The 17,532-nt window shown below is 42.1% G+C and carries 12 protein-coding genes; 6 read left to right on the top strand and 6 right to left on the bottom strand.

All coding sequences use genetic code 11. The features are described 5' to 3' along the window. Positions 1 to 2: 2 nt before the first annotated feature. Genes MTF70_RS09380 through MTF70_RS09370 form a run of 3 tightly spaced genes read right to left on the bottom strand, consistent with a single transcriptional unit; the run spans position 3 to position 5,407 of the window. On the bottom strand, positions 3 to 599 hold the full coding sequence (locus tag MTF70_RS09380; RefSeq protein WP_025767843.1) for a response regulator transcription factor: 597 nt from the start codon (positions 597 to 599) through the stop codon (positions 3 to 5). Beyond that, entirely contained in the window at positions 592 to 1,758 is a 1,167-nt protein-coding gene (locus tag MTF70_RS09375) for an EAL domain-containing response regulator (RefSeq protein WP_205461053.1), read from the bottom strand. Before MTF70_RS09375 ends, MTF70_RS09380 begins: the two co-directional genes overlap by 8 nt. After that, positions 1,742 to 5,407: a transporter substrate-binding domain-containing protein gene (locus MTF70_RS09370; RefSeq protein WP_025767845.1), complete on the bottom strand. Its 3,666-nt coding sequence runs from the start codon at positions 5,405 to 5,407 to the stop codon at positions 1,742 to 1,744. The genes MTF70_RS09375 and MTF70_RS09370 overlap by 17 nt, the downstream gene beginning before the upstream one ends. Before the next feature lie 447 nt (positions 5,408 to 5,854). On the opposite strand from MTF70_RS09370, the gene ylqF reads away from it, so the two are divergent. Then, positions 5,855 to 6,799 carry a ribosome biogenesis GTPase YlqF gene (gene ylqF, locus MTF70_RS09365; RefSeq protein ID WP_005376521.1) on the top strand — a complete coding sequence of 315 codons (945 nt, stop codon included), beginning with the start codon at positions 5,855 to 5,857 and terminating at the stop codon, positions 6,797 to 6,799. A gap of 337 nt (positions 6,800 to 7,136) precedes the next feature. Next, entirely contained in the window at positions 7,137 to 8,318 is a 1,182-nt protein-coding gene (gene cqsA, locus MTF70_RS09360) for an alpha-hydroxyketone-type quorum-sensing autoinducer synthase (RefSeq protein ID WP_017635350.1), read from the top strand. A gap of 103 nt (positions 8,319 to 8,421) precedes the next feature. On the opposite strand, the gene MTF70_RS09355 is transcribed toward cqsA, so the two are convergent. Continuing rightward, on the bottom strand, positions 8,422 to 10,467 hold the full coding sequence (locus MTF70_RS09355) for a hybrid sensor histidine kinase/response regulator (RefSeq protein ID WP_025767846.1): 2,046 nt from the start codon (positions 10,465 to 10,467) through the stop codon (positions 8,422 to 8,424). Between the two features lie 363 nt (positions 10,468 to 10,830). Here MTF70_RS09355 and MTF70_RS09350 point away from each other — a divergent pair, with 363 nt between their 5' ends. Then, the gene (locus MTF70_RS09350) at positions 10,831 to 11,448 is read left to right on the top strand and encodes an HAD family phosphatase (RefSeq protein ID WP_025767847.1); all 618 of its coding nucleotides are present in this window, start codon (positions 10,831 to 10,833) and stop codon (positions 11,446 to 11,448) included. Between the two features lie 90 nt (positions 11,449 to 11,538). On the opposite strand, the gene MTF70_RS09345 is transcribed toward MTF70_RS09350, so the two are convergent. Beyond that, positions 11,539 to 12,087 carry a GNAT family N-acetyltransferase gene (locus tag MTF70_RS09345; protein ID WP_005376525.1) on the bottom strand — a complete coding sequence of 183 codons (549 nt, stop codon included), beginning with the start codon at positions 12,085 to 12,087 and terminating at the stop codon, positions 11,539 to 11,541. Positions 12,088 to 12,358: 271 nt separating this feature from the next. Here MTF70_RS09345 and MTF70_RS09340 point away from each other — a divergent pair, with 271 nt between their 5' ends. Continuing rightward, positions 12,359 to 13,483, top strand: coding sequence for a fatty acid desaturase (locus MTF70_RS09340; protein ID WP_115386608.1), 1,125 nt, complete (start codon positions 12,359 to 12,361; stop codon positions 13,481 to 13,483). Positions 13,484 to 13,842: 359 nt separating this feature from the next. Next, complete coding sequence (dcuC, locus tag MTF70_RS09335) at positions 13,843 to 15,210, top strand: anaerobic C4-dicarboxylate transporter DcuC (RefSeq protein WP_005376528.1); 1,368 nt, start codon at positions 13,843 to 13,845, stop codon at positions 15,208 to 15,210. 103 nt (positions 15,211 to 15,313) lie between these two features. On the opposite strand, the gene MTF70_RS09330 is transcribed toward dcuC, so the two are convergent. Continuing rightward, positions 15,314 to 15,670: a hypothetical protein gene (locus tag MTF70_RS09330; RefSeq protein ID WP_005376535.1), complete on the bottom strand. Its 357-nt coding sequence runs from the start codon at positions 15,668 to 15,670 to the stop codon at positions 15,314 to 15,316. A 576-nt stretch (positions 15,671 to 16,246) separates the two neighbouring features. Here MTF70_RS09330 and MTF70_RS09325 point away from each other — a divergent pair. Next, positions 16,247 to 17,479, top strand: a complete 1,233-nt coding sequence (locus MTF70_RS09325; RefSeq protein ID WP_017635352.1) for an OFA family MFS transporter — start codon at positions 16,247 to 16,249, stop codon at positions 17,477 to 17,479. Positions 17,480 to 17,532: the final 53 nt, after the last annotated feature.

Raw genomic sequence — 17,532 nt, 5'->3', positions numbered from 1 at the left:
TCTTACGCCCCCGCCACTCTTGTTAGCTCAACAATGTTCTTTACGTTAAATTTATCCAATAGACGGCGTTTGTATGTGCTGACTGTTTTATCACTTATTGATAGCACTGAAGCGATTTCTCTATTGGACTTTCCTTGTAGTAAATACTTCATTACTGCACTTTCTCTGCTTGAAAGTTGTGACATTTCTCGAACGCTGTTAACAACTTGCTTAAATTTGAAGAAGGTATACCCCTTCTCTACCGCTTCTATCGCGTCTTTAAGAATGTCGTGATTTTCCGATTTACACACATAGCCATCAGCGCCAGAACGAAAAGCCATTTGGCTGTACATTTGGCTAGTTTCAGCGGAGAAGAAAATGACTTTGCCTTCATAACCATGGGATTTGATACGTTTGTAGAAATCAAACCCATCGCAATCTGCCAAGTTCACATCTAAGATCAACAGTTGAATTTCTTCCTTTTTCAATATTTGTAATGCCATCTTCGCTGATGTTGCAGTAAATACCCCATTTGTTTTACCTAACTCTTCCAACAACGACTTGATTGCAACACAAACGAGAGGATGATCGTCAAAGATCAAGTAATTCAATTTATTCATATCTTTCATTTAGTATGGTTATGGCTTCTAGTGGCATGGGTTTATCAATGTAAAAGCCTTGGCAAAGATCAATCCCATACTCACGTATCGCTTGCAGTGTGACTTCGTCTTCAATACCTTCCGCGACCAGTCGTATATTCAAACTTTTCGCTAACGCGCAAATAGCAACAACGATGTTGCGTTTTTTGATGTCGCATTCGACACCTTGTACAAACGAACGATCGATTTTTAACTCGTTGAATGGCAGTTGAGCCAGTTTTTCAAACGTCGATGAACCCGTGCCAAAATCATCTATTGAGACAGTGACACCGTTCATCCTCAACTTGAGTAAATTCTTGTACAGGGACGCGCTAGTCTGAAATGTATCTCGCTCTGTAATTTCAATGGTGATTTGTGATGGGTCAATCTCGCTCTCTGAACATTGCTGTAAAAAGTAGTGAGAGAACGCCGTATCTTCTAAATTTTCATGGTCTACATTGATGGATACGTTTTGCGTCAATCCGCGGTGTTTCATGTCATAGATAACATTACTCAATACAGCTTGAAACAACTCTCCTGAAAGGCGGCAACGCTCTACAATTGGCAAAAAATAATGAGGGGGTAACACACCATAAATGGGGTGATTCCAACGCGCGAGCGCTTCATACCCAAGCACTTTCCCACTTTGCACATCGACTAAAGGCTGGTAATAATTTTTCACGCGCCCTTCAGCCAGAGCAAACAGGAATTCTTGATCTTCCACTTCAATAGGTTGCGCAAAGCTGACTTGTTTCGCTTTTTCATCTTTTATTTTACCTAACAAATCAACGACTTCATTTTCATCGTATGGCTTAGGCAGCTTCCCTAATACTTCAAAACTAAATCCCTCGCACATGGCTCTTACCGCAGAAATAATGGTCAATTCCATTGCACTGACCAGTACAACTTGCCCCTGGTACTGGACTTTATCGAGCATTTCCATCATATCGATGCCGTCTTTTCCGGGCATTTGGATATCACAAAAAATTACGTCAAAATGTTGTTCCTGCACACTCTGAATAGCAGCATCCACACAGTTAAAGGGGATGACTTGCGCGCAATAGCGATCCAATATTTGCGAAAGTATTGTGGTTTGTAGCGGATGGTCATCAATCACCATCACATTAAGTTGTGTATTCATTTGTCTCTACCCAATAGTTTATGTTTTCGATCTCCTGCTCGATTCGTAAAATTAGCTCCGCTGTTCGCCTGTCAAACTCCGCAGCACTAACTCGTTCTGCCTCAATACAAAGCTCAGTCAGCATGCTTACCCCTATCGCCCCAACCGCTCCTTTGATGCCATGAATGACCCGTTTTTTGTCTCGCTCAGTCGATGCGGCGTTTAAGTTTTTTATATCTGTAGACATTGATTGACTAAACACGCGCGCAATCTCTTTTGCGTCCTGTGCTTTGAACCGTTTAATCCAGCCGGGCAGCCTACCCCTCTCTTTTTCGCCAATAAATGGAATCAAAACGGTTTTTAATTGATTAAGGTCATAGGGCTTGTAGAGCACATCATCAATGCCGATATCCTGTGTACGTTCAATGGCAAGACGAGCATCTTCTGCTGTCACACCGATGATTGGAATTGCTTTAAATTCGGAGTTTTTCACGTGCCTAACAAGCTCATAGCCATCCATTTCTGGCATATGAAAATCGGTCAGCAGCAACACAACGTTTTCATCTTGGTTGATGTATTCCCATGCTTCGCGGCCGTTATTCACAATGACAGGTTCGATTCCAAGTTCATGAAGCTGCATTGCTATCACACTTTGGTTAATGGGATTATCTTCTGCGACCAGTACCGTGCCGAGAACCCAAGAAACCACTTCTTGATTTGCGTCACTAAGCTTGGTTTCTTGCTGCGTTTGGCTGAGCAAATTGAACAATGTATCTGGATATTGAAGCTCTCTTAGCGTAAGACTGCCAAGTACCCTTTGTTCGTCACGCAGCATTAGGCCATTAAAACTGGCATCGCTGTCGTGTATAGGGTGAAGGTTCGCCACCATTGTTTTTAACGTCGCTGGACGCATTTTCCACGCGTCACACCACTGGCGAACATTAAGTGGTAAGCTCTCGCTATACGTCCAGTTCAAACAAACGTCTGGCTCAGAGTCGCAATGCTCAATTGGCAGTCTGACGGTAATCGTCGTGCCCAAGCCAAATTGTGAATCGATGCAGAGCACGCCGCCCATGCTGTCGATCAATCGGTCAACAATGCTTAGCCCCAATCCAGTACCGCCATATTTACGCGTAATAGTGTCATCCGCTTGAACAAAAGGATTGAGAATGCCTTCGAGTTGGTCATCCGTCATGCCGATACCTGAATCCGCCACTTTCAAAATAAGCTGCTTTTCATGAAGAATGACACTGATTCCAACCTCTCCTTCGGCAGTGAATTTCACCGCATTGGAGAGCAGATTGGTGGTAATTTGCACCAATCGCAGCGCGTCGATTTCAATGAAAGCATTCGAAAATGGTTTGATTGTCACTTTGTAATCCAAACCTTTCGCAAGCGCTCGTGGTTCAAAGCTTCGAAACACATCGCACAAGGTTTTAAGCAAGTCGGTCTTAACTGGGGCGACGGTTAAGTGCCCTGCCTCTAACTTTGAATAATCCAGTACTTCGTCTACTAGCGTATTCAAATGATTGAGCGAGCGTATGGCTTGGGCAATTAACTCGCGATTTGAATCTGCCATCACTTGGCGATTTAGCAAATCGAGGATGCCGTGTGCTGCCGACAATGGCGTTCTTAATTCGTGACTCATGGTTGCCAAAAAGTTTTCGCGCGCACGTACCGCGGTTTGCGCTTCTTTTTGCGCATCGATTAACGCCTGCTCACGTTCTTTTTGCTGGGTAATATCTTGAATAACAGTCAGTACAAACTTGTTCTTACCGCTAGGAGAAGCGATGACTTTGCGTTCTCGATATACATGTTTAATATCAAGTTCACAGCCCGACGAGGCAACCTCTTCTGAAATACGCTTTCCAGCAATAACAGTGGTTAGTTCATCAAAATTATTCACCAGAGGAGCGTGCGCAGAATCACTTTTCAACTTACATTGTTGGCACTGTTTACTGTTGTAGTTGGCACAATTGCTCATCTCCATATGGTTATTTTCACTATGGATAAAAACCAAGCTATTGATCTCTTTGATGATGTCCATCAGCCATTGCTTTTCCGCTTCCTCATTGTCAGCATTAAATTCGGCTAACCTCACTTTAAGTCGCATGTGAGATAAGATGAAATACGTCGCAATTAACATGAGACAGAATATGAATGAACCAGCAACAACAAATGTAGCGATCTGCTCCGCGTCATAGCCATAAGTCAGTTTGAAGCTTCGGTGAGAACGCAGCAGTTTTTCGATCTCGTTAGAATCAATGGTTTCGATGATGCTGTTCAACATGTGTTGCAGTTGTGTATTGTGGTTTGCAACCGCAAATGCATTAGAGAACGTCAAAACGTCCTCCGCATTGATCACCAAGCCATCGACTTGATCTTGTGCAATCATGTTGTGAACGATGTCGTCAGGAATGTAAGCCACATCCAAAACGCCCGATTTCAAATCGGTAAGCAGCTTTTTCAAATCATCATAATGATCAACTTGGCCTCGCTGCCAAGTGCCCAAATGAACTAACCCTTGCTTTTTCAAAGTGAGCAGAATACCCGCTTCTTTCAATGCAGATTTATCGCGCTTGCTCTGCTCCGCTTGGATAGCCACGTAATTACTGTGCATGAATGGTTTAGTGAACAACCAATCTGACTTAGGTAGATCACCCACATAAGAAACGGGGACTATATCAGCATCAAATGCCGTTAATCCATTGGAAAGGCTCGACGTCGGCTTCACATACTTAAAGCTCAAGCCAGTACGAGACTGCAATAAGTCGATGAAGTCTGGAAAGAAACCATCTAACTCGCCCGTTTGCGAATCTCGGTAGAGAAACGGATAAGCTTCGTCACTGCTGCTGTAAGTTATCACTAGTTTGTTTTGATGATTACGTCGGTAATCTACCAATAACTTATCACTGATATGGTAAGGATTTTTCGAGGCGACGGAGCGAATGTTTTTTCCATTTTGCTCCCACTGAAGGATTTTGTTGATGTCATCGATCAGACTTTGTTTGTCCAACGAAGCGATAAAACTCACCTCTTCGTTTTTCAACCAACTGGGAATATCGACAACCCCTTTTACAATGTCATTCAAATCCAAATATTGGGTAATACCAACATAAGTGTAAATCAGCGCGTTCGCTTTACCTCGCTTAACTTCATTAAACGCCTCTAAACGTGTTTTAACGTAATGTATCTTATCGATACCGCGTTCAGTGAGGTTGTCACAATATACACTGCCCTCAACACACACCCATTTAAGATCACGCGCATCACTATCTCGGTAAGTGGCATTCCGATACCAAACAGCGATAGTGCTCGAAAAAAAAGGCATCGAAAACAAGAAACGCTTTTCTCTTGCTGCTGTTTTACTAAATCCAACCGCACCATCAATCCTCTTGCTTTCGACATCCGCAAGTAAAGACGGAATATGCTTGTAAGTCCGAAGTTCTAACTCATAATCCAGAGCTTTAGTAATGTTAGACAAATACTCAAGACTAATTCCGTACGAAGGACCAACGCTACCGTCAAACGAGTCTTTAGCTTCGTCTTGCGCAATAACACCAACGATGACCTTCGGTTTAGGACTCTGTTTGGCAGTTGAGCAAAAAGAACTCGCTAAAAAAATTAAGGCGACGGACGATACCGTAATACTTCTAAGAATACTGAGCATGACTGCTTCCTCTGAATGGAAGCTCAGACTAGTTTTTGTCAGATAAAAGTCAAACTTCGCTCAACAGCGAAATAAAAATAACACTTTGATATAAAAGCAGAAAACCAAAATTCGTCAGAACAATCTGACAACACAATCCACCTTTGACTACACAGCGTTTGCGTTCGGTCTCTCACCCAGACGGATATTCACTGCGAGTCGGTATATATAAGAGATGTGTGCGCTTAGGTTTGCACGCCATAGCTTTTTACTTTCATCTTGAATGATTCATCATCATTCCATGATAAACTGACGCATTAACATGAAAGAAAGCTCAACTCCGCGGTTTCGAGCAGCTTGAAGTAAACACAGTTTTAGAAAATGCGTTCTAGTATTGTATTACTCAAGATTCACATTGCTACTTTTACAACCGCTGGAGCATTAGAAAAATTAAGGTATTAAATTCAAATGGTTAATAACTCAATCCAGTGGTTTCCTGGCCACATGCACAAAGCACGTAAAGAGATCGAAGAAGCAATCCCTCAAGTGGATGTGATCATCGAAGTACTGGATGCTCGTATTCCTTTCAGTAGTGAAAACCCTTTGATTTCTCAAATCCGTGGTGACAAACCTGTCGTTAAAGTTTTGAACAAACGTGATTTGGCCGATCCAGAGTTAACTCAACTGTGGATTGAGCACTTGGAGCAAGAGCAACATGTAAAAGCAATGGCGATCACGACTTCTGAACCACAAGAAGTGCATCGAATCATGGAGCTTTGTCGCAAACTTGCCCCACACCGAGAAGAAATTGGTAAAAACATTCGCACCATGATCATGGGCATCCCAAACGTTGGAAAGTCGACGATCATTAACACCCTCGCAGGTCGAACAATCGCTGTAACAGGTAACCAACCCGCGGTTACACGTCGTCAACAACGTATCAACCTGCAAAATGGCATCGTATTATCTGATACTCCAGGAATTTTATGGCCAAAAGTGGAAAATCCACACAGTGGCTTCCGCCTTGCGGCTACCGGCGCGGTAAAAGATACAGCGATGGAATATGACGAAGTCGCATTCTATACCATTGAATACCTAGCAGCTCATTATGCAGACAAGCTTAAAGAGCGTTATCAAATTGAAGAGCTTCCAGAATCAGATATCGAGATCATGGAAGAAATTGGTCGTCGCCGCGGTGCACTACGTGCAGGTGGACGTGTTGACTTGCACAAAGTATCAGAGATCTTATTGCACGAACTTCGTCAAGGCACTTTGGGCCAAATTACATTAGAACGCCCAGAAATGATCACTCAAGAGCTGATTGAAGTCGAGATTGAGACCGCCCGTAAAGAAGAAGAAAAAGCGAAGCGTAAAGAAGAGCGTCGTAAGCGCTATTTACGTAATAAGCGATAAGCTTGTCTCTTATCTACTCATGTTTCAAGGCGCGATTTTCGCGCCTTTTTTGTTATCTAATGCGCCCATTTTTTTCACTTTTCAAACTTTATATTCCTCATCCAAAATCCCAGATATGAAGCACGAAAAAACACCGCAAAATCGCCGTATAAACTTTAAGCACAAACTAGTTTAGACCCCGGGCCCCTATAGAGTTACAGCCACCATCCAACCCTCAAATGTCGAGTTTGCAAGGGTCTGCAAACTTATGCAACCTGGTTAGTGACACTCTCCCCAAAATCCGCAATATGAATAAGTGTCAGCGCTGGCGTTTTTCCATATGAAGAAGAGATTTATTATGAGTGAAACTATACAAAGCAAACCACTTCCCTCCTTTATCGAGGAACGCCTAGATTTTTATATTCAAGATCTAATCGAACCGAATGAGAACAAAAAACACCTTGTTCTTGGTAAACGCCCACCGTGTAATGCCGTTGTCCTGCAAAGCAATGATTACCTTGCACTGTCTCATAATAAGGAGATTCAAAACGCGCATCGTGATGCGATTTCCCAGCACGATGACAACGTCGTGATGTCCGCGATTTTCTTACAAGACGATGAATCGAAACCTGTATTTGAAACGCAACTAGCCAGTTTCGTTGGTATGCCTAGTTGTCTACTTTCTCAATCTGGTTGGGCTGCGAATGTCGGTTTATTGCAGACTATTTGTGCACCGAACATACCTGTGTACATTGATTTCTTTGCACATATGTCTTTGTGGGAAGGCGCACGTATTGCCGGAGCACAAATTCATCCGTTCATGCATAACAACACCAGTCACCTAAGAAAACAGATTTCACGTCACGGTTCAGGGATCATTGTTGTGGATTCGGTTTACAGCACTATCGGGACCATCGCTCCTCTACGTGATATCTACGAAATAGCACAGGAGTTTGACTGCGGCCTGGTTGTAGATGAATCACACTCTTTAGGTACACACGGTCCACAAGGTGCGGGGATACTGCAGGGTCTTGGCTTAACTCATAAGGTAGATTTTATTACCGTTAGTCTTGCCAAGACATTTGCTTATCGTGCTGGCGCAATTTTAGGCCCAGAAAAACTGGCGAAGACGCTTCCATTTGTGGCGTACCCTGCAATATTTAGTTCTACCGTATTACCGCAAGAGATCATTCGGCTAGAGAAAACACTGGACGTCATAAGAAAATCAGATGATAAGCGAGATATTCTGTTTGAAAGAGCCAAGTCTTTAGCCGTTGGTTTAAAACGCATTGGATTTACTATTCGCAGTGAATCACAAATTATCGCATTAGAATGTGGTAACGAGAGAAACACTGAGCGAGTCCGCGACTTTCTCGAAGAGCGAAATGTTTACGGCGCAGTGTTTTGCCGCCCTGCAACTGGAAGGAACAAAAACATCATCCGTTTTTCAGTCAATGCAGACATGACAGCTGCTGAAGTTGATCATGTACTCACTGTCTGCCAACAAGCATTTGCACACCCTGACTTAGAGTTTGTGTAAGTTAGTGTGTAGATAAAACTAAAGAGCTCAACAGTTTTGCTGAGCTCTTTATTCGTGTTATTCGTTGTGAGCAACTCGCCTCAAGAAAACAAGTCGCGAATGATTAGATCCAGTTTGCGATTTTATCGAACAAACGATTTTTATCCGCCGGTTTTACGATGAAGTCAGACATACCCGAAGACCCAATTTTGTCCAACGTGACAGGTGAACTATCCCCTGTATGCGCAATAATAGGTACCGACGCATAGTTTTTATCCGAGCTTCGAATTCGCCTAGACGCTTCTACACCATCCATAATTGGCATTTCGATATCCATCAGAATGAGATCAACATCTTCTTGCTCTAGTGTATCCAGAGCCTGCTGCCCGTCTTCTTTCTGAATCACTTCAAAGCCTTGCTTTTCAAGTAACATTGCCGTGAATTTACGCAAAGATTCATTATCATCCACGACCATAATTGTGCGCTTATTTGAATTATCTAACGTCACCGAGGCCGTTGGTGTTGATACATAGCTTGAATCATATAAGAGACGCTCAATAGTTGGTTTAGTATTCAATAACCAGGCTTGCGTTTCGATCCAAATAGGTTCATATGCAGCCTTACGTGCTCTCTGAGTCGGATGATGCTCAAAAAGATAAACTATGCGTGCTTCAGTGAAAGACAAGAGAGATTCTAATCTATCCAATTGGTTTGCTCTTGGATCTAAGCTCTCAAGATCGATAAAAATCAGATCGAATTCGAACTCGTACTCTTTCTTTTTGAGTACTTGGTTGGCATCTAAAATCGTCGAGTCAAAGCCCATAAAACGGCTAATATCTGTTACTTTAGACACCAAGATATCTTGGCTAGTCACCGTTAGAATGGTTTTGAGTTTAGTCAGATCGTTTTTGATTTCAGTAACGGTATCAGATGTCGTTAGTGGGAAAGTTAACGTAAATTGAGACCACTCCCCTAACTGAGATTGACACTCAATGTTCCCCCCAAATGAACGCATGACTTTTTTACAAAACGGTAGACCCAAACCATAACTTCCTGATTTGCCAGTGGTGTAAAAGTCTTGAAAGATATTGCGTAGAACATCAGGAGCAATGCCAGCACCATTATCGGTTACAACAATTTGATTAAAGCGTTCTGAACTTATCATGGATACATGTATGTGAAAATCTTCAGATTTACGGTGATGGAAGGCATTCTTGAAGAGGTTATACATAACGTATTTAAGTAATGTATCACTACCTAGAAACTCAAACTCACTTCTCGCATCCAGCGATATGGCAAATCGATCAGTGGCACGTTTATAACTGAAGCTTTCAATTGCCCGTTCAACGACCGAGTGAACTGAATATTTTTTGAAGCTAGAACGAGAAACTCGATTTTCATCAATCGAAGTTAGCAATAAATCGATGGTTTCATTACCCGATTGGATAATGTTCATTGCATCCTGACTCACTTCACGTAATAAGGTGACATCCTCTACACTCATGACGTACTGCTCTTTTCCTGCCTCTTTCATGTTGGGCAAGATCGACTGGATAACATCTATTGAAGTGCAAAGCCCACTCAACGGGTTACGCATTTCATGTGCAATCCCTGCCCCGAATGATTTTGCCAGCGAGACTTTCGCTTCATGTTCAACTTGGTTACGAAAATAGAACAAATTACCGAAGACATAAATAAACAGAAAGATTGGCACATGAGTCCAATCCATGGTCAAGTCAAGATGGAACCCTTTTGCAACCCAAGCGAAGAATGTTGCTAAACCTATCCCAGCAAAGGTTTGAGCAAACATGACCCTAGTAACATGAACCAGTAAAATGTGTAAGAAAATTGCAGACATAAACGACATAACCCATACATTGGACCAGTCATTCATCAGTAACATATAAAAAAAGAAAAACGGTAAGCACAGCGTTATCGTCACTTGGTAGTAAATAGGAACATAATCTCTCCAAGTCGATGATAAGCGGTTTCTAAAAATGATGCCGAAAAACAATAACGAGCAAAACAATCTAAGAGGTAAATTTTCATAAGCCTGTGGAAAGGCAAACTCCCAGACAAAGTAGTACAGCGGAAAGCCAAGAAACCCCATCCAGCCAACGAGAGTTAGGTTTGGTTCTGCATATTGATAAACCTTACGTATCGAGTCCATATAATCTGTTTTGCTTACTCCGCCTGACGCACAATAGTGTGATTTTGATTCACTTTTATCGTTTTATTATTAACTAATTATATATTAATCATCATTTATAAGCAGCGCGAAATGACGTAAACAGCTCGCAATACTTATCTTTAGTTTCAATCTTTTAAGACAGCTACACTTGATTTACAACCAAATAAACAAAGTTGCATATAGTTTAGTGCAATTTTGCGATAATCGCTCTGTATCCAATTGGATGTTAATCTCATTTTGTGCAAGAAACTTAAGTCGCGCCTTTGGCACGACTTTCCAACGATTCAAAAACAGTACTCACCGCATATAGCGTGGTGAAGAACAATTGGCTTGGGATGTGTTATGAATTCTGTCCAGATAAAAAATGTCATTTTTGATGTAGGTAATGTATTGGTACGCTGGTCTCCAGTAGAAATCGTTCGCTTAACATTTGGTGGTTCCGTAGAGTCAGAGAAAATGGCTCAGATGCTATTTTCATCACAAATCTGGAAAGATTTAAATAAAGGGACGATCTCCGAAAGGGAAGCAAAACAGCGTTATCAACGTGAACACCAAGTAACGACGGAAGAAATGGGCCGCTTCTTTTATTATGTAAAACACACTCAAATATTACTTTACGGCAGTATAGAGCTGTTAAAACGAGTAAAAAGAGCCGGATATGGCGTATATGCGCTCACAGACAACATCAACGAAATTGTGGAACACCTTCGTACTACTTATGAGTTTTGGCCACTGTTTGATGGAGCAATCATCTCTTCTGAAGTTCAATTACTAAAACCACAAGCGGAGATCTACCAAACTCTACTTTCAAAGTATCAGCTTAACCCCGAAGAGACAGTATTTCTTGATGACATGCCTTACAATGTTGAAGGTGCCCGAGCGGTTGGCATGGCTGCTATTCAGTTTGAAAATGCTCAGCAATGTGAGCTCGAACTAAAAGCTATGGGGGTTAACTTCTAGAAAGCTTTTAATAAAAACATAACTTTAGGGTGTATAAACAAAAAAGAGCAGTGTTGAGACTGCTCTTATCTAGTGTTTCAGAACGCTAGGTTAGGAGTAAATCACGTTTTCCTCAATCCCACTAACTAATGACTGGGCGTTCTTCCAACGGAATACTTTTTCTAACACCTCTTTGCCATCAGGTGCGCGCCAAGTTCGCTCTTGATCCTCTTGTCCACCAATGTGGCGATAGAATTCAATCGCAGAAATGTTTTGCGACACAACTTCTAAATAAAGACCTGTGTCTTTAAAGTACTGCTGTTGCCATTCGGCGACAGCAAGTAATAGCTGCTTACCAATCCCACGACCACGGTAACTGTCATCAACATGCAATGCGTCAATAAAGGTTCCACGCTCGAAATCATGGTTGCCGAACACACAAACAAAGCCAAGTAGCAAACCTCCCTCCTCCGCCAAGACAATGTGCTGATTGAATGGTGGGTTGGTCAAACGGGTTTGCCAAATCAGTAGTTTGTCGTCAATCGCTTCTTTCTCAAGATAGTTATCACTAAGAATGCCACGGTAATGACGCTTCCAGCTATCCGCATGAAGATGCGCAATGCGCTCGTAGTCCTTATATTCCGCTAATCGTAAATCCATTACGTATTCCTATTTTCTTACATTTTTGCTTCTTTATAGAGTCTCGGTATATTCCACCTTTATAACACTTGTTTCTTGGCAGATTTTATACACCTTAAGCCAGAGCTCATTTTTTAATACTACTCATTATTCAATTAAAAGCAAAATATCCCATCAAGTTCCTTAATCTACACCCAAAGGAATAGTCACATTTGTCTAACTTTAATTTGACTTACATGTGTACGCTGATATTCTAGCGAACAGTTGTTAGCTCAAAGTTAGGGATACACCTGTGACTCAAAACAAACCACCTATTATCTGGTTGAATACATTAATATTTTCTGCCAGTTTTGTTCTGACTTTTATTGTAATGCCTTGGTATGCATATCATTTTGGACTAGGTTGGGAACATCTAATTTGGGGAGTGATTGCATTTAGTTTCACTAACCTTTCTATTACAGCAGGCTATCATCGTCTCTGGAGCCACAAAACGTACGAAGCTCATCCTATTTTGCGCGCCATTTTTGCGATTGGAGGAGCATTTTCTTTGCAAAATAGTGCATTACATTGGTCTTCTGATCATCGTGTGCATCACAAACATGTCGACAATAACGATAAAGATCCGTACTCAGCCAAGCGGGGTTTTTGGTATTCTCACATTGGGTGGATGTTACGTGATTACAATAAGTCAAAGGAAAACGAATATACAAACTGCCGTGACCTAAAGCGCGACAAAATCGTCATGTGGCAGCATAAGTATTATGTTCCACTTGCCCTACTGACTAATATTGGTTTCCCAGTCATGCTCGGACTGATCTACGGTGATATCTGGGGGATGTTATTGGTCGTTGGTGCGGCTCGACTCTTTATGAGTCACCATACGACTTTTTTCATTAACTCCCTCGCACATATTTGGGGTAAGCAAACTTTCACAGACAAAAACACTGCTCGCGATAATGGTGTACTCGCCTTTTTCACATTTGGAGAGGGTTACCATAATTTCCATCATATTTTCGAGAATGACTATCGCAATGGCGTGTATTGGTGGCATTACGACCCAACGAAGTGGTTGATAAAGTCATGTTCTTGGCTAGGACTCACATCTAAGTTGCGCACAACGCCTACATTTAGAATTGAAAAAGCCCGTGCGAGTCAACTTTTGAAGAAAGCAAGAGAAAAGCTAGAATCGAAACCGAACACGCAAACAATCCTCGATCAGCTGCAGCACGAGTTTGATACTCTAGTTCATCACATGCAGGAATACTACGAGATGCGCAAAGAAGTACTCGGTGCCAAAACTGCCAGTGTGGTAAAGAAATACGAATGTTCTGTAACGAAAATGAAGTACCAGCAAATTAAAGCAGAGTTCGAACGGCAGCAACGTAGTTGGAACCTTATGGTTCGTCGATACGCATAGTTTATCCTCATTCTTACGATTACTTAGCTTCGCTTCGGCGAAGCTTTTTTGTTGTGAAGAGTGTTTTCCAATAATTGCTTATTGAGTAAAGTCTTTTTCCTATTGTGAATCAATTCACTCATTATTCATTCACTTTCCTAGTCATATTTTCCTTCCTATAAATAGCTTCAAACCAGCACATAACACTTAGAAAACCAAATTCCAACAATACAATCTAACGAAATTATTTATTAAATTATTATTTGTCTCAGATCATGCAAGCCCCATATTTGTCTCGTGCCACAGCTAAGAATTCTGTAAATTCCTTGTCATAAACTGAAACAGTTTCTTTCTTTTTTACATAACATTCGGAGATCCCTATGTTAGAGCTCTTAATTGGCTTAGTGGTTACCATTGCGGTGGGTTACTTTATTGTCAAAGGCTATAAAGCTGCGGGCGTGTTACTGACCGCTGGTATTGCTTTACTTCTTATGACTGGCGTTTTGGGGCACGACGTGCTGCCGTCAAAAATCACCTCAACTGGTAACATGGTGACAGATGCGCTTGAATACGTGAAATACATGCTTCAATACCGCGGTGGCGGTCTTGGTATGCAAATCATGCTGCTTTGTGGTTTTGCGTCATACATGACTCATATCGGCGCGAACAACGTGGTAGTGAAACAGTTCTCTAAACCGCTTTCTGTCATCAAGTCTCCTTACGTCCTTTTGGTAGCGGCTTACATTGTGGCGTGTTTAATGTCTCTTGCGGTAAGTTCTGCAACAGGCCTTGGCGTACTATTAATGGCGACATTATTCCCAATGATGGTCGCGATGGGCATTTCTCGTCCAGCAGCCGTTGCAGTGTGTGCCTCTCCAGCGGCAATCATCCTTTCTCCTACTTCTGGTGATGTTGTTATCGCAGCAGAAAAGTCTGGTTTAGAGCTTGATGTGTTTGCGGTACAAACTGTGTTGCCTGTTTCTATTTGCGCAATCATCGTCATGGCAGCGGCAGCGTTCTTCTGGAACAAATACTTAGATAAGAAAGAAAATACACCAATGGAAAAAATTGATGTATCAGAGATCAAAGCTGACGCACCAGCGTTTTATGCAGCTCTTCCATTTCTACCTATCATCGGCGTTTTCCTATTCAACGGTCGTACCATTCCAGGACTTAGTCTAGACATCTACACTATTGTGGTTGGTTCGATTTTCCTTGGAGCTCTGATCCATTATGTTGTAAATAAGTTCGATGGTAAAAAATCACTAGAAGATTTAGATTCTTGCTACGCAGGCATGGCTGACGCGTTCAAAGGCGTTGTGATGCTTTTGGTTGCCGCAGGGGTTTTTGCACAAGGTCTGATGTCTATCGGTGCTATCGATAACCTACTTCATCTAGCAGATAATGCTGGTGCAGGCGGCGTTGCTTTAATGCTTATTCTAACTGCATTGACAGTTGCAGCAGCAATTGCAACGGGTTCGGGTAACGCGCCTTTTTATGCGTTCGTGGAGTTAGCACCATCTTTGGCTGCGAAAATGGGATTAAACCCTGCTTTCCTAATTATCCCGATGCTTCAAGCATCAAACCTAGGCCGTACTATCTCACCAGTATCTGGCGTAATCGTTGCGACATCAGGTATGGCAAACATCAGCCCGTTTGAGGTTGTAAAACGCACATCCGTTCCAGTTCTAGCAGGCCTTATCACGGTGATTATTGGTACCATGGTGCTTGTTCCAATGAGTGCCTAACGGTATTGCCACGATCAAACTAAAAGCAATATCCGAACAAAATTACGTTTAATTAAAAACGCCAGCAAATGTGCTGGCGTTTTTTTTATTCTAATGTGTTGATTTACGCTGACTTAAATCGGTCAGGAATCTTAGTGATGCTCTCTCTGTAGCTAAACCATAAGTAGGTAACAGCAAGCGAAAAGAATAAATATGAAAGTGCGAATACGATTGGAGACGTGATTAATTCCGCGGACATTCCCCACATCACACCGACTACGGTTATCGTCAACTTAGAAAGCATACCGCAAATGAGTAGGAATAAAGCAAGCTGTGGAAAGCGCGAGCTGCGAAATGCGAAGAAATAACAGCTACCTACCGCTAAAGAAGCAATAGATAAGCCCAACATAAATGAATGGATGTGGTCTGCTGATGCGATACCAGCGGATACCGAAGCCATGAGTAATAGGAACAGTTTCATAAGTCACCTCACAACAAATCTAAAAAGCATCCCTTCATAAATGAAAACTCATTTTTCACTATATTCTGCGCCTAAAATCAGCAATTACAAGTTACTTTTTTGCTCACTTAATGAACACAAAAGCTAATCAGCTTCAATTGTTACAAAAGGTTAACAATTAAAAATTAAGAAACCCTTTGCATCTGATACTTACGACAGTTAGATGATAAATTCGCCATTTTTGTTACAGATGGTTAACATGGAAACATTTTGAAATTTTTTATTTGAAATGTGAACTGTGCACTCAACAGCGTAAAACCTCACTGTCTTGACTCATCATTCGTTATTAGCGAGCAAAAAATATCACTTTTTTACAACGTTCTTACTACATACAAAACCATGAATTCACATCCACTTTTAATGTTGCAAATTATTTTATCAGTAACCGTAAAAAGAGATTCCAATCACATATTTATTGGTTATAATCCGCGCTCATTGCGTTAAACGTTGAAAAACGCAAACTAATTTTGAGAAAAAACATCTTTAAACCAACCTTCTTTGCGGCATTGCCAATAAGAGGAAAAACTGAGAATAAAAATGAGCAAGATTGATAAAGCTATGCGCATCCTGTTAGCAGGGTTCTGTATCAACCTTTGTCTTGGCATCCTGTATGCTTGGAGTGTATTCAACAAGGCACTGGTAACTGAATCAGGCTGGAGTGCTGCAGAAGCTTCTGCACCTTACGCAACTGCAACCATCACTTTCTCTATCTGTCTTCTTATTGCAGGTATTCTTCAAGACCGCATGGGCCCTCGAATGATCCTTATCCTAGGTACTGTTCTTACAGGTCTGGGCATGATCGCGTCTGGCTTTGTTGACACTCCACTCATGCTGAACATTACCTTCGGTGTGATCACAGGTGCAGGTATCGGTTTTGGTTACGCATGCCTATCACCTTCTGCGATGAAGTGGTTCCACGCTTCGAAGAAAGGTATGGTTAACGGCATTATTGCGGCAGGTTTTGGTCTAGCGGCTATTTACCTTGCGCCAGTAACTTCTGCGCTAATAGACAGCATGGGCATTCAAACTAGCTTTATGGTTCTTGGTGTTGGTATCCTAGCGATTGCGGTTCCTCTTGCAGCAACCATCAACAACCCACCAGCAGACTACACACCTGCGGAGCCTAAAGTAAAAGAAGGCCAAGCACCTAAAGCGGTGAAAAAGTCAGATGACTTAACTTGGAAAGCAATGTTGAAAACGCCACAGTTCTACTCTCTATGGATCATGTACGCGTTTGCAGCTTCTGTTGGTCTAATGATCATTGGTAACATCACGACAATCGCAAGCGTTCAAGCAAACTTGCCAAACGCGGTTTACCTAGCGTCTATTCTTGCTGTATTTAACTCTGGCGGTCGTGTTGCCGCGGGTATGCTTGCAGATAAAATCGGCGGTGTTCGTACGCTTCTACTCGCGTTCGTTCTACAAGGCGTAAACATGGTGCTGTTCGCGACGTTCGACTCTGAGTTTACACTGATCATCGGTACAGCAATCGCAGCGGTAGGTTACGGCACACTTCTAGCGGTATTCCCTACTCTAACGGCTGAGTTCTACGGTCTGAAAAACTACGGCACTAACTACGGCGTGCTTTACACAGCATGGGGTATCGGTGGTGCAATCGGCGCAGCGGTTGTTGGTTTCTCGATGACAAATGGCGACGGCTACACCTTGGCTTACACCATTTCTTCAGCAATGATGGCAGTATGTATCGTACTAGCGTTCATCACTAAGCCATTGTCTGAAGCGAAAGTAGCACAGCTAAAAAACGCATAATTGCGAATTGATTTGATAGCGAAAAGGCTTAACCTATGGGTTAAGCCTTTTTT

The sequence above is a fragment of the Vibrio sp. 2CM40D genome, assembly GCF_023161825.1.
Taxonomy (GTDB): domain Bacteria; phylum Pseudomonadota; class Gammaproteobacteria; order Enterobacterales; family Vibrionaceae; genus Vibrio; species Vibrio alginolyticus.
The sequence above is the reverse complement of the archived record's forward strand: the minus strand, read 5'-3'. Positions and strand labels throughout refer to the sequence as shown.

Coding starts and splice junctions, on each gene's coding strand:
- MTF70_RS09380 (WP_025767843.1), bottom strand. CDS start 599: ATGAATAAATTGAATTACTTGATCTTTGACGATCATCCTCTCGTTTGT.
- MTF70_RS09375 (WP_205461053.1), bottom strand. CDS start 1,758: ATGAATACACAACTTAATGTGATGGTGATTGATGACCATCCGCTACAA.
- MTF70_RS09370 (WP_025767845.1), bottom strand. CDS start 5,407: ATGCTCAGTATTCTTAGAAGTATTACGGTATCGTCCGTCGCCTTAATT.
- ylqF (WP_005376521.1), top strand. CDS start 5,855: ATGGTTAATAACTCAATCCAGTGGTTTCCTGGCCACATGCACAAAGCA.
- cqsA (WP_017635350.1), top strand. CDS start 7,137: ATGAGTGAAACTATACAAAGCAAACCACTTCCCTCCTTTATCGAGGAA.
- MTF70_RS09355 (WP_025767846.1), bottom strand. CDS start 10,467: ATGGACTCGATACGTAAGGTTTATCAATATGCAGAACCAAACCTAACT.
- MTF70_RS09350 (WP_025767847.1), top strand. CDS start 10,831: ATGAATTCTGTCCAGATAAAAAATGTCATTTTTGATGTAGGTAATGTA.
- MTF70_RS09345 (WP_005376525.1), bottom strand. CDS start 12,087: ATGGATTTACGATTAGCGGAATATAAGGACTACGAGCGCATTGCGCAT.
- dcuC (WP_005376528.1), top strand. CDS start 13,843: ATGTTAGAGCTCTTAATTGGCTTAGTGGTTACCATTGCGGTGGGTTAC.
- MTF70_RS09330 (WP_005376535.1), bottom strand. CDS start 15,670: ATGAAACTGTTCCTATTACTCATGGCTTCGGTATCCGCTGGTATCGCA.
- MTF70_RS09325 (WP_017635352.1), top strand. CDS start 16,247: ATGAGCAAGATTGATAAAGCTATGCGCATCCTGTTAGCAGGGTTCTGT.